This window comes from Streptomyces sp. NPDC059092 (genome assembly GCF_042756365.1).
Taxonomy (GTDB): domain Bacteria; phylum Actinomycetota; class Actinomycetes; order Streptomycetales; family Streptomycetaceae; genus Streptomyces.
The window spans coordinates 52,682-66,247 of sequence record NZ_JBHZEJ010000047.1 but is presented as its reverse complement, the minus strand read 5'-3'; the positions used below and the strand labels follow the sequence as shown (position 1 = coordinate 66,247).

8 protein-coding genes are annotated in these 13,566 nt (G+C 74.0%); 1 reads left to right on the top strand and 7 read right to left on the bottom strand.

Features of this window, described 5'->3' with window-relative positions:
- Positions 1-53: 53 nt before the first annotated feature.
- The 7 genes from ACFXPL_RS24770 to ACFXPL_RS24740 all read right to left on the bottom strand — a co-directional run bounded on the left by ACFXPL_RS24770 (position 54) and on the right by ACFXPL_RS24740 (position 6,493).
- Complete coding sequence (locus ACFXPL_RS24770; RefSeq protein WP_384923500.1) at positions 54-1,043, bottom strand: LnmK family bifunctional acyltransferase/decarboxylase; 990 nt, start codon at positions 1,041-1,043, stop codon at positions 54-56.
- Positions 1,040-2,131, bottom strand: coding sequence for a histidinol-phosphate transaminase (locus ACFXPL_RS24765; RefSeq protein ID WP_384923497.1), 1,092 nt, complete (start codon positions 2,129-2,131; stop codon positions 1,040-1,042). The genes ACFXPL_RS24770 and ACFXPL_RS24765 overlap by 4 nt, the downstream gene beginning before the upstream one ends.
- 91 nt (positions 2,132-2,222) lie before the next feature.
- On the bottom strand, positions 2,223-2,471 hold the full coding sequence (locus tag ACFXPL_RS24760; protein WP_384923494.1) for an acyl carrier protein: 249 nt from the start codon (positions 2,469-2,471) through the stop codon (positions 2,223-2,225).
- A 32-nt stretch (positions 2,472-2,503) separates the two neighbouring features.
- Positions 2,504-3,610 carry a 4-hydroxy-2-oxovalerate aldolase gene (gene dmpG / locus ACFXPL_RS24755; protein ID WP_384923491.1) on the bottom strand — a complete coding sequence of 369 codons (1,107 nt, stop codon included), beginning with the start codon at positions 3,608-3,610 and terminating at the stop codon, positions 2,504-2,506.
- Entirely contained in the window at positions 3,607-4,506 is a 900-nt protein-coding gene (locus tag ACFXPL_RS24750; protein ID WP_384923488.1) for an acetaldehyde dehydrogenase (acetylating), read from the bottom strand. Before ACFXPL_RS24750 ends, dmpG begins: the two co-directional genes overlap by 4 nt.
- Positions 4,507-4,634: 128 nt before the next feature.
- On the bottom strand, positions 4,635-5,426 hold the full coding sequence (locus tag ACFXPL_RS24745) for a 2-keto-4-pentenoate hydratase (RefSeq protein WP_384923485.1): 792 nt from the start codon (positions 5,424-5,426) through the stop codon (positions 4,635-4,637).
- Positions 5,427-5,506: 80 nt separating this feature from the next.
- Entirely contained in the window at positions 5,507-6,493 is a 987-nt protein-coding gene (locus ACFXPL_RS24740) for a methyltransferase (RefSeq protein WP_384923482.1), read from the bottom strand.
- A gap of 470 nt (positions 6,494-6,963) precedes the next feature.
- On the opposite strand from ACFXPL_RS24740, the gene ACFXPL_RS24735 reads away from it, so the two are divergent.
- Positions 6,964-13,566, top strand: a 6,603-nt coding sequence (locus ACFXPL_RS24735; protein ID WP_384923480.1) for an amino acid adenylation domain-containing protein, incomplete at its 3' end; no start/stop codon positions are given.

Here is a 13,566-nt window from a genome sequence, read left to right as displayed (position 1 = left end):
CCGGGTGCGGCCCCCACGGGCGGTCACCCGGCACCGCGGAACCCCGCACCCGTTCACGGCCCGCCGTCCGCCGCCGCGTCGTCGAGGCAGGTCTCGGTGGACGCCACCGCGAGCAGCCGCCCGGATCCGGCGTCCCGCAGCGCCATGTCGGCGATCTCCGCGCCCGGCCGGCGGACGCCGCGCCAGCGGCGCACCTCGATGTGGAAGACGGCCCCGGGATCCGCGTTGCCGAAGAAGCCGATCCGCTGGTCCACCACACGGCGGCCGACGAACGCCGCGTCGCCCCGGCCCAGCGAGCGCCACAGCCGCAGCAGGGCGGTGTCGAAGATGGCGAAGTACGCGGCGAAGTACATCAGGCCCGCGCCGTTCAGGTCCCGGACCACGTCGAGTTCGTAACGGCAGGTGGGACCGGGAGCCGCCGGGGCGAAACCGGGCGGGGGAGCGGAGTGGAAGGTGCCGGCCTCGCGGGCCCGGCCGACGAGGGAGCGCGGCGAGTGGGCGTTCGGCAGCCGTGGCAGATGCCGGTGGGTGAAGTCGGGGGGCGCGGTGAGCGCGAGGCCTTCGTTGCTGCCGGGGCGGGAGCGCGCGATCCAGCGGTTGTAGTTCTCCGCGTACAGGCAGTCGGCCCGCGGGCGCTCGTAGAACTCCGCCGCGTCCAGCGGCCCGTCGGGTACGTCGAGCCCTGCCGGGGCGAGCCGGTGCAGGGTGACCGCGGACTGGCCGCCGTACTGGAACACCCGTGAATCGACGCGCAGTTCGTCGCCGAAGGTGAGGCCGTGCGGGTGGAGCGTGCGCCCGCCGCGCACCCGGTAGTAGTAGAACGACAGGTACGCGGGCCGGCCGTCGGCGGCCCGGGCGGCGTGCACGTTGGTCCCGCAGGCCGCCGCCACCGCGTCCCAGGTCCAGTCGCCGATCTGGCCGAAGACCAGGGAACCTCCGCCGCACATGGCGGGCGAGACCAGTACCTCGCGGCGCAGCGAACTCGGGTCGGGCCGGTGGAGGCGGTGCCCGGTCGGAAAGCCGGCCCGCGTCGACTCGCTCATGTGCCGCTCGGCGCCACGGTGCGGCGGCGGGCACGGAATCCGCCCGCCACCCTCACGAAGGCGTCGTTGTCGTGGGGCGAGCCTACCGAGACCCGTACCCCCTCGCCGGGGAAGACCCGTACGGAGACGCGGTGTTCGGCGCACCACGCGCCGAACACGGCGGCCTCCGCGCCGAGGCGCAGCCACAGGAAGTTCGCCTGGCTGTCCGGGACCTGTTCACCCTGGGCGAGGAGCGCGGCCCGGACCCGGGCGCGCTCCGCGACCGTGCTCTCCACCCGTTCCAGCAGTGCGTCGCGCAATCCCAGCGCGGCCACCGCGGCCGCCTGCGCGGCCGAGTTCACCGCGTACACCAGACAGGCCCGGCGCAGCAGCGCCACCACCCGCGCGTCGCCCACCAGGTAACCGACGCGCAGCGCGGCCAGCCCGTAGGCCTTGGAGAAGGTGCGCAGGACGACGACGTTCGGATGATGCGCGGCCAGCGCCAGGCCGTCGGCGGAGCGTGGATCGCGGACGTACTCGGCGTAGGCCTCGTCGAGGGCGACCAGGCAGGTGCGGGGAACGCGCGCGAGGAACGCCGTCAGGTCGGCACGGGAGACGACGGTCCCCGTCGGGTTGTTCGGGTTGCACACGATCACCAGTCGGGTGGCGTCCGAGATCCGGTCCGCCATGGCCGTCAGGTCGTGCGCCTCGCCGGTCAGCGGCACCCGCACCGACCGCACGCCGGCGAGCCCGGCGAGGACCGGGTACACCTCGAACGACCGCCAGCCGTGGACCACTTCCGCGCCCGGCGCGGCGACCACCTGGAACAGCGTCTGGAGAAGCGCCACCGAACCGGCACCCACCACGATCCGGTCGGTGTCCACACCCAGCCGCCCGGCCAGGGCACGGGTCAGCGCCCGGCACTCCGGGTCCGGGTAGCGGTTGACGTCCTGTCCCGCCGCGGCGACGGCCGCGGCGATGCCCGGCAGAGGGGTGTGCGGCGACTCGTTCGCCGACAGCGGCAGCGCGCGTGCCGCGGCGTGGACGCCTTCGGACGGCCGGTAGGCGGACAGTTCGTCGAGGAAGGGGCTGAGCCGGGGCAGGGTCATGGGGCTCCCAGTGAGGAGGAACGTGGCTGTCGCGTACGTCGGCACCACCGTGGGCCGGGCCCGGCCGGACGGGCCGCCGTGCCCACGGGGGTCAGGACGGCCCGCCGGGCCCCGCGGCGGCACACCGCTCGGCCATCAGATCGGCGACGTCCGCGACGGTGCCGGCCGCCAGCACCTCGTAGTCGTGGACCTCGATGCCGTACCGGCCGTTCAGCAGCGCCACCAGCTCCAGCACGGCCAGCGAGTCGAGACCGACCTCCGCGCGGCTCGCCGTCGGAGTAACGTCCTCGGCACGCACCTGGAGGTCGTCGACCAGGATGCCCTTGAGTTCCTCGTACACGTGTACAGGCCTTTCTCGTCTCGGCTCTCGTCTCAGCCGGTGCCGTCGGACGGTGCCGCGGCGGCCCGTCGCGGACCGGACGCGCCGGATGTACCGGACGCGCCGGAACCCTCCCGGAGGGCGAAGGCGACGTCCATGATCAGGTCTTCCTGGCCGGCCACGGCCTGGCGCCGACCGAGTTCGAAGAACACGTCGCGCGGGTCGACGCCCTGACGCCCGGACACGTCGAGGACACGGTTCTTGAATCCGGAGAACACCCCCGACAGGCCGCTGACGATGCCCACCGAGTCGATCGTCGGCGGCCTCGGCATCAGTTCGCGCTCGGCGATGTCCGCCGCGTCGAGCAACGCGTACAGATCGATGCCGGTGCGCCACCCGACCCGCTCCAGGACCGGGACCAGCACCTCCAACTGGGTGTTGCCGGCTCCGGCGCCGAAACCCCGGGCACAGGCGTCCAGGATGTCCGCGCCCGCCTCGACGGCGGCGAGCGAGTTGGCGACGGCCATCCCCAGGTTGTTGTGGCCGTGGAACATGATCGGCACGTCGACCGCGGCTCGCATCGCCGCGATCCGGTCGGTCACGTCCGCCGGGAGGAAGTGGCCCGCGGAGTCCAGGATGCCGACCCCCTGGGCGCCGTACCCCACCAGCCGGGCGCACTGCTCCGCCAGTTGGGCGGGCGAGGCCATGTGGCTCATCAGCAGCACACCGTGCGCCTCGACACCCCGCTCGCGCAGCATCCCGAGGTGACGCTCGGCGAGGTCGCCCTCGATGCAGTGGGTACCGATGCGCACCACGTCCGCGCCGTGCGAGACCGCGCGCCGCAGGTCGTGCAGGGTGCCCCAGCCGGGCAGCATGAACACCCCCATCCGGCTGTTCGGCAGGGCCTCACGAACCACCGACAGCATCTCGTCGTCACTCAGCAGGGCCCGGCCCGCCTGAAGCGAGGACGCCCCCAGTCCGTTGCCGTGCCCGACCTCGACGACCGGCACGCCGGCCGCGTCCGCCGCCTCGGCGTAGGCGCGCAGTTGGGGCGCCGACAACTGGTGGCGGACGGCGTGGTGGCCGTCGCGCAGCGTCGGGTCGTGGATCAGGACGTGCCCGCGGCCGGTGTCGTCCGGGGCCGTTGTCTGCTGGTTCATGACCTCTCCGTGGGGATGGCGGCGGAGCGGACCCGGTCAGCGGCGTGCAGTTCCGCCACCCGCAGCGCGGCGGAGTTGATGATGTCGAGATTGCCCGCGTAGCGCGGGACGCGGTCACCGCCGGCGGTGACCTGCACGGCGACGAAGGCCCGGTCGCCCTCGGCGACGCACGCCGACACCTCGAACCCGGCCGCGTACTCCCGCACCCGGCAGGCGGCTTCCTCGACGGCGGCCTCCACCGACTCCCGCGCGAGGCCCTCGCCCAGCAGCGACATCGCGACGCGGAACATCGCCGGTGGCCGGGCGGGGGAGACGTTCAGGATCGCCTTGACGTCCTTGACCCCCGTGAAGTCACGCACCGCGTCCTGTGTGGTCGCCACGTACTCGTCGAGGTTGAGCCGCGTGCCCCGGCCCACGCTCGGACTGGCCGCCGTCGTCACCACCTCCACGTGGTCGACGCGGTGCCGGCGGGTGATGGCGTGCAGCAGCGGGATCGACGCCTGGCCGCCGCAGCTGACCATGCTCATGTCCCGCCGCCCGGCCGCCTCCGCGCCGTTCACCGCCGGTACCACCATGTGCCCGACCCGGCTCGGCGTCAGGTCGATCAGGACCGTCCCCGACGCGGCGAGCAGTGCGGCGTGTTCGGCGTGCGCCATCGCGTTCGTCGCGTCGAACACCACGTCGACGGGCTCGTCCGCCGTCAGCAGGGAGTGGATGCCTTCGGTGGCCGTGGCCAGCCCCATCGCCTTCGCCTGCCGCAGCCCCGGTGTGTCCGTGGCGCGCGCCACGACGAGCGGGTTGGCCAGGACGTCCGACCGCACCGCTTTCGCCGCCAGGTCGATCCCGATGAGCCCCGCGCCCAGCACGGCCACGGACAGCCGTCCGCTTCGATTCATGGCTTGTCGCCTTTCCCGCTCCGTGCTCCGCCTCGGCTGGAGCACACGGCGTGTGGAGTACACGGCGTTCCGTCGGATCCGGTCCCGCCCCGACGCCGTCCGTCGGTACGTCCGGGCGTGGACGCTGCTCAGGAGGCGCCGTCCACGTGCAGCGTGACGGCGCCCAGCCGGTCGAACTCGGCGACGAAGGAGTCGCCGGCCCGCATCGGGACCGCCGCGTGCAGCGCGCCGGTCATCACCAACTGGCCGGCCGCGAGCGTCACGCCGCGCGTCCCCAGCGTGTTCGCCAGCCAGGCCACCACGGAGTACGGGTCGCCCAGCGCGGCGGCTCCCGCACCGGTCGCCACCAGGTCGCCGTTGCGCTGGAACACCATCCCGGTCAGCCGCAGATCGACACCGGCCGGCGGGGTCAGCGGCGTACCCAGCACCACCGCACCGTTGGAGGCGAGGTCGGCGATGGTGTCGGCGAGCCCGATACGCCAGTCGACGATCCGCGAGTCGACGATCTCCAGCCCCGCCAGCACCTCCGCGACCGCCTCGCGGGCCTGGGCCGTGGTCACCCCGGGCCCCTTCAGCGGCGCCCCGAGCCGGAACACGATCTCGGCCTCGACCTTGGGACTGATGAACGACCCCGGTGACACCCGCGTGCCGGTCGCGTACACGGTGGAGGCCAGCACCGGCCCGTAGTCCGGGGTGTCGACGCCGAACATCTCCTGCATCGGCGCGGACGTCAGCCCCGCCTTGTAGCCGACGACGCGATCGCCGTCCGCCAGCAGCAGCCGTACCAGCTCCTGCTGCACGGCGTAGCCGTCGTCCATGCCCAGAGTGGGGTCGGTGTCGGTGAAGGGCGCCACCGGCGTGCCGTGGGCGCGCGCCTCGTACAGGGCTCGCGCCCGGGAGGCGATGTCCTGGTCCGGCATCGTGAAGCTGCTCCTGTCCATGTTTGCGTCAACCGGCCGCCACCTTGGTGCCGACTACTGGTGCCGACTGCTGATGCCGTCTAACCGGCGGCCACGAACACCCGGCTGCCGGGCATCCGCAGGGGGGTGCTCGACACGTCGGTGAACCCGGCGCGGCGGAACGCCTCGTGCCACGTGTCCTTCGGCGGCAGGTTCACCTCCATCGAGGAGGCGTGCAGATAGCTGAACAACGCGCTGAAACCACGTTCCCGCGGCTCCGCCACGTACGGCACCGCGTCCGTCACCACCATGCGGCCGCCTTCCGTGAGGGAAGCCCGGCAGGCGCGCAGTACTCCGTCGAGGACCTCCGGGCGGCCCACCACGTCGTGCAGGACGAACCCGGCGTGCACGACGTCCGCGCCGCGCACCGGCCCCGGATCGTCGGCCAGCGACTCGATCGAGCGGTGCACCACGTCCAGCCGGTCGGCCAGCCCCGCCCGGCGCGCGGCCCGCCGGGCCTCCTCGCAGGCGGCGCCGCTCAGGTCCAGGGCCAGCCCCGTGCTCCCGGGCAGGCTGCCCAGCAGCCGGAGCAGCAGCCCGCCCGCGCCCGCCCCGAGGTCGACGATGCGACGCGGTGCGCCGGAGACGATCTCCTCGACCACGCCGGGATAGAACCCCCGTGAGCCGATCCACCGGGAGGACACCGCGACCCGGCGGCCGTCCCGGGAGTACGTGGCGCCGGCCCTCTTCGGGTCCCGCATGAACAGCGCCGCGTGGTCGATGTAGGGGCGGTTGGCGTTCAGCGCCCAGGACAGGTAGCCGGCCCGGTAGCGGCGGTCGGCGAGGTCCGCGCCGGGGCTGTAGGGTCCCGTGTCGCCGTCGCCGCTGATGAGCCCCGCCGACACCAGGGCGCGCAGATAGCGCGCGGCGCCCTCCTCGGGCACGGCGGCCAGGGCGGCGGCCTCGGCCAGCGTGAACGGCTCGCCGCGGTCCAGCAGGTCGGACAGTCCCAGTTCCTCGGCGATTTCGAGCAGAGCCGCGTCGGCCGCGAGATCGGCGGCGGCCTCCGCGGAGTCGGTCCCGGTCATGCGTCACTCCCGAGGGCGAAGGGGGCAGATGAGCAGGTGCGCAGGTCGTGGCGGAGGGTGCGGGGCGTGCGCGGTGCGTGAAAGAGGCCGCCACGCGTAGAGCCGCGTGGCCGGCCAGGCTTCACCGCCGGGCCGGGGGACCGGCACCGGCGCCCGGTTCCTCCAGCGCCAGGATGGGGCGGTTCCGGCGCGGGCGGTATCCGCGAGCCCCGCCGTTACGGTCGCCGAACCCCCCTGCCTCTACTCCCCGGACGCGTCGCCCGGCCCCTCCTCGCCCCGTCCGCCGTCCCTCCCGGCACACCGCCGCCGGCCCCACGAAGCCCGGTGTCCCTGAGGACCGGGTCCGGCGGTGGTCGTAACTGTGGCTCCCACCGATGCCCGGGTCCGGTGGTTCTCAGCAGCATCGCAACCGCCCACATCGAGCCGGAAGGCGCTCGCACAGTCGGCCCCGCCCGCTTTGAGGAGTGCACGTGATTCCTGCGTCGTATGCGCAACGTCGGCTGTGGCTCGTGGACCGGCTGGAGGGAGCGAGCGCGCTCTACAGCATCCCACTGGTGCTGCGGTTGTCCGGTGCGCTGGACGTGCCCGCCCTGCGAGCCGCGCTGCGGGACGTGGTGGCCCGTCACGAGGCACTGCGGACGAGGTTCCCCCAGGTGGACGGCGAACCCGTGCAGGACGTCGTGCCGGTCGGCGGCCTCCCGGACCTGCTGACCGTCGACGCCGTGCGGGCCGACGAGCTGGAGGCCGAGATCGGCCGCACCGCTCTGCACGTCTTCGACCTGACGTCCGGCATCCCCTGCCATGCCCGGCTGCTGACCGTCGACGACCGGACGTCGGTGCTCGTGCTCGCCCTGCACCACATCGCCGCCGACGGCTGGTCGGCCGGCCCGCTCTGGCGCGATCTCTCCGCCGCCTACGCCGCGCGCCTGGCCGGCACCGAGCCCGACCTCGCACCGCTGCCGGTGCAGTACGCCGACTACACCCTGTGGCAGCGAGAACTGCTCGGCGACGCCGACGACCCCGGCAGCCTCCTCACGGAGCAACTCGCGTACTGGCGCTCGGCGCTGGCCGGAGCCCCCGAGGAACTCGCGCTGCCCGTCGACCGGCCACGGCCCGCCGTCTCCGCGCACGACGGAGGCACCGTACGCCTCGACGTCCCGGCCGTCCTGCACGCCGAACTCGCCGAACTGGCGCGGACCGAGGACGCCACCATGTTCATGGTCTGGCACGCCGCGGTCGCCGTGCTGCTCTCCAAGCTCGGTGCCGGTGACGACATCCCGGTCGGCAGCCCTTTCGCCGGACGCAACGAGGCCGACCTGGAGGACCTCGTCGGGTTCTTCGTCAACACCCTGGTCCTGCGCACGGACCTGACCGGCGACCCCGCCTTCACCGAGATCCTCCAGCGGGTACGCCGCACCGCCGTGCGGGCCCTGGAACACCAGGACGTGCCCTTCGAGCGGCTCGTGGAGGAACTCGCCCCGGCCCGCTCACTGACCCGCCATCCCCTCTTCCAGACCAACCTCACCCTGCACAACGTCCCGCAGGCCCCGCTCGACCTGCCCGGCCTGACGGCCGTCGCGCAGACCGCGCAGCTGCCGCTGGTCAAGTTCGACCTCGACTTCCAGGTCATGGAACGGTTCGACGAGCAGGGCCGGCCCGCCGGTCAGCACCTCGAACTCCACTACTCCGCCGACCTGTTCGACCACGCCACCGCCGAGACGTTCGCCGACCGGCTGCTGCGTGTCCTCCGGCAGGCCGTCCGCTCGCCGCACGGCCCGCTGCACACCGTCGACGTCCTCACACCCGCCGACCACGAGCGGCTCCTCGCCGCCACGGGCGCCACCGGGCCCCCGCCGCCCGGCGCGACCGTGCCCGGCCTCTTCGCCGTCCAGGCCGCCGCCCACCCCGGCACGGTGGCCGTCACGGCCGGCGCGACGACACTGACGTACGCCGAACTCGACGCCGGCGCCAACCGGCTGGCCCGCCATCTCGTCGCGCACGGCGCGGGTCCCGAGACCCGGGTCGCCGTCGCCATGGACCGCACCCCCGACCTGATCACCGCCCTCCTCGCGGTCATGAAGGCGGGCGCCGCCTATCTGCCGGTCGACCCCGCGTACCCGGCCGCCCGGATCGCCGCCGTCCTCGCCGACGCCGCCCCCGCCGTGCTGCTCACCACCGCCGGCATCGCCGCACACGGCACCGGCGACCCGGCCGTGCCCCGCGTGGTGCTCGACGACCCGGCCGTCCGCGCCGCCCTCGCCCTCCACGCGCCGGACCCGCTCACCCAGGACGAACGCACCGCCCCGCTGCTCCCCGGCCACCCCGCCTACGTCATCCACACCTCGGGCTCCACCGGCGCCCCGAAGGGCGTCGTCGTCACCCACGCCCAGGTCACCACACTGCTACGGTCCGCCGCCGACCGGTACGGCTTCGGCACCGACGACGTCTGGACCTGGTTCCACTCCTTCGCGTTCGACTTCTCGGTGTGGGAGCTGTGGGGCGCGCTGCTCACCGGCGGCCGGCTCGTCGTCGTCGACCACGACACCTCCCGCTCACCACGGGACTTCCGGGACCTGCTGATCCGCGAAGAGGTCACCGTCCTCAGCCAGACCCCTTCCGCCTTCCACCAGCTCGCGCACGCCGACTCCCAGGAGCGTACGTACTCGGGTCTCCGGCCGGTGCGGCGCGTGGGGGCCCCCGGCACGAGGGATTCCGGCCGGCACACCGGGAGCACGTACCGGACGCCGCTCCTCGACCGGCGAAACCTGCCGGCCACGGCACTGGGCGCCCGGCTGCGGCTCGTCGTGTTCGGCGGCGAGGCACTGGACCCCGCACGGCTCGCCGACTGGCGGGCCCGCCACGGCGCCGACGGCCCGCGCCTGGTCAACATGTACGGCATCACCGAGACGACCGTGCACGTCACCCACCTCGACCTCCACGCGGACGGGGAAGCCGGGCCGCACGGCACCAGCCCCATCGGCAGCCCCCTGGATCACACCCGTGTGCACGTCCTCGACGGCGCCCTGCGGCCGGTGCCGCCCGGCGTGGCCGGCGAGATGTACGTCACCGGCTCCGGAGTGGCCCGCGGCTACCTGGACCAACCCGGCCTGACCGCCGCACGGTTCGTGGCCTGCCCCTTCGAGCCCGGCACCCGTATGTACCGCACCGGCGACATCGCCCGCCGCGCCGCCGACGGCACCCTCCACTACCTGGGCCGCGCCGACAGCCAGGTGAAACTGCGCGGCTTCCGCATCGAACCCGGCGAGGTGGAGGCCGCCCTCCTCGGTCACGCACAGGTCGCCCAGTCGGCCGTCGTGGTCCGTACGGACACCCCCGGCGACCACCGCCTCGTCGGCTACCTGGTGCCCCACCACCCGGCCGACGCCGCCGGGGAAGCCGGCTCCGCCCTGGCCCGCGAAGTGCTCGCGCACGCCGCGGGACTGCTGCCCGCCCACATGGTGCCCGCGGTCTGCGTACCGCTGGAGCGGCTGCCGCTCACCGTCAACGGCAAGCTCGACCGTGCCGCGCTGCCCGCACCCGGCCGCGGGAGCGACCCGGCCGGCGGACGGGGCCCCGCCACCGTGCGCGAGGAGATTCTCTGCGCGGTCTTCGCCGACGTCCTCGGTGTGCCCAGGGTCGGGGCCGACGACAACTTCTTCGTGCTCGGAGGACACTCCCTGCTCGCCGTGCGGATGCTGGAGCGGCTGCGAGAGCGGGGCGTCTGGGTCGACATGCGGACCCTGTTCACCGCCCCCACGCCCGCCCGGCTCGCCGCCGTCGCCGGCCGCGAGCCCGTCGAGGTCCCCGAGGGCTCCGTGCCGCCCGGCGCCACCCGCGTCACCCCCGAAATGGTGCCACTGGCCGGTCTCACCGAGGCCGAACTGCGCACCGTCAGCGACGCGGTCCCCGGCGGCGCGGCGAACATCGCCGACGTCTACCGGCTCGGCCCGCTCCAGGAAGGCCTGTTCTTCCACCACCGGCTGCACAGCGAGAGCGACACCGACGGCGTCGACCCCTACGTGGTGCGCTACGCCATGCGGTTCGACACCCGGCACCTGCTCGACTCCTTCCTCGCGGCCTGGCCGCACGTCATCGACCGGCACGAGGTGTTGCGCACCTCCCTGGCCTGGACGGACCTGCCGCACGCCGTGCAGGTCGTGCACCGGCACGCCGACCTGCCCGTCACCGAGGTCGACCTCGGTGACGGCCTCACCGACGGCGAAACGGACCCCGTCGAACAACTGCTGGCCCACGGCGACGACCCCATGGACCTGCGCCGCGCCCCGCTGATGGACCTCCGGATCGCCGCCGAACCCGGCACCGGCCGATGGCTGCTCGTCGTCCGTATGCACCACATCACCCAGGACCACACCACCCTCGAACTGGTGCTCCGCGAGGTCACCGCCGTCCTCGACGGACACGGCGACGACCTGCCCGCCCCGCTGCCCTACCGCGCCTTCGTCGGTCAGGCCCTGCTGGGCATGTCCGCCGAGGAGCACACCGCGCACTTCACCCGCGTACTGGGCGACGTCACCGAACCCACCGCACCCTTCGGGGTGCCGCAGGTGCGCGGTGACGGACGCGACGTCGCCGAACGCCGCACCTCCCTCGACCCGCTGGTGGCCGCCCGACTGCGCGAACAGGCCCGGCGCGCCGGAGTGAGCGCCGCCACCCTCCTGCACGTGGTCTGGTCACGGGTCCTCGCCGCCGTCTCCGGACGTGACGACGTCGTCTTCGGCACCCTGCTCCTCGGCCGGACGCAGGCCGGCGGCGGCTCCGACCGGGCGCCCGGCATGTTCATCAACACCCTCCCCGTCCGGGCCCGTACCGCCGACACCGACGTGGCCGGCGCGGTCCACGCCATGCACACCCAGCTCGCCGAACTGATGGTCCACGAACACGCCTCGCTCGCCGCCGCCCAGCGCGCCGGCGGCGTCCGCGCGCCCGCACCGCTGTTCACCGCCGTACTCAACTACCGGCACAACTTCTCCCGTGCCCCCGGGACCGTCCTGCCCGCCGGTACCGAGGTCCTCACCTTCCGGGAGCGCACCAACTACCCGCTGGTCGTCTCCGTCGACGACGACGGCCAGGCGTTCGAGTTCGTCGTCCAGGCCGCCGCCGCGCTCGACCCCGACCTCGTCACCCGGCTGCTGCTCGCCACCACCGACCGCGTGGTCACCGCCCTCGAACAGGCCCCGGACACCCCGCTCGCCCATCTCGACGTGCTGCCGGCCGACGACCGGCACCGCATCCTCACCGAGTGGAACGACACCGGTCACCCCGACCTGGCGCCCACGCTCGCCGACCTGTTCGCCGACCGCGTCGCCACCTCCCCCCACGCCCACGCCCTCACCTTCGCCGACGAACACCTCGACTACGCCCAACTGGACGCGCGCGCCAACCGGCTGGCCCGCCACCTGGCAGCCCGGGGCGTCGGGCCCGAGGGACGCGTCCTCCTCCTCATGGACCGCTCGCCAGACCTCGTCGTCGCGCTCCTCGCGGTCCTGAAGGCCGGCGCCGCGTACGTGCCGGTCGACCAGGACCAGCCCGCCGAACGCATCGCCCGGCTGTGCGCCGACGCCGCCCCGGTCGCCGTGCTCACCACCCTCGCCACCGCACCGTCCGCGCCCGCGTCCGGCCCGGCCCCGATCGTCGTCGACGACCCGGCCGTCCGCTCCGCCGTCGCCGCGCACACCCCCGACCCGCTCACCCAGGACGAACGCACCTCCCCGCTGCGCCCCGGCCACCCGGCGTACGTCATCTACACCTCCGGCTCCACCGGCACCCCCAAGGGCGTCGTCGTCCCGCACTCCGGCGCCGTCAACCTCCTGGCCTTCGAGTGGCCGGGCCTGACCGCAGACAGCCGGCTGCTCCAATTCGCCTCCATCGGCTTCGACGTCGCGACCTGGGAAATCATGACGGCGTTCGCCGCCGGAGCCTGTCTCGTCGTCGCCCCCGCCGCCCGGCTGCTGCCCCGGGCCGGCCTGGAGGACGTCATCGAGCGGCACGCCATCACCCATCTGCAACTCCCGCCCACCGTCCTCGGCATGGTCGAGGACGACCACCGGCTCGCCTCCGTGCGTACCCTGCTGGTCGCGGGCGAGGCGCTCGGCACGGCGCTCGTCGACCGGTGGGGCGCCGACCGCTGGTTCGGCAACGCCTACGGCCCGACCGAGATCACCGTCATCGCCGCCGCCGACGGCCCGCTGCGTCCCGGCGACGCCCCCACCATCGGCCGCCCCCTGCCCGGCGTCCGCCTGTACGTCCTCGACGCCCGCCTCCGCCCCGTCCCCGACGGTGTCGACGGCGACCTGTACGTCGCGGGCGCGGGCCTCGCCCGCGGCTACCTCGACCGGCCCGGCCTCACCGCCGAGCGCTTCGTGGCCGACCCGTTCGGCCCCGCCGGCGCCCGCATGTACCGCACCGGTGACCTCGTGCGCCGTACCGCCGAAGGCCGGTTGCTGTACACCGGCCGCGCCGACGACCAGGTCAAGATCCGCGGCTTCCGCATCGAACCGGGCGAGATCGAGGCCCGGCTGACGGAACACGCACAGGTCGGCCAGGCCGCGGTCGTCGTCCGCGAGGACACCCCCGGCGACAAACGCCTCGTCGCCTACGTGGTGCCCGCCGGGTCCGGCGGCACGGACCTGCCCGTCGTGCTGCGCGCCCACCTCGGTGCCCGGCTGCCCGCCCACCTGGTGCCGAGCGCGTTCGTCACCCTGGACCGGCTGCCGCTGTCGGTCAACGGCAAACTCGATCGCGCCGCGCTGCCCGCCCCGGACCGCACCGGCGGCTCCGGAGCCCGTCCGGCCGGTGTGCGCGAGGAGTTGCTGTGTGCGGTGTTCGCCCAGGTTCTGGGCGTGGAGCGGGTCGGTGTGGACGACGACTTCTTCGCGCTCGGCGGGCATTCGCTGCAGGCGGTGCGCCTGGTCAACCGGATCCGTGCCGTTCTGGGCGTCGAGATCCCCGTGCATGCCGTCTTCGAGACGCCGACGGTGGCGGGGTTGGCTGTTCGGTTGGATGGGGTGGCGGGTGTGGGTGTGCGGGGTGCGGTGGTGGTGGGGGTGCGGCCG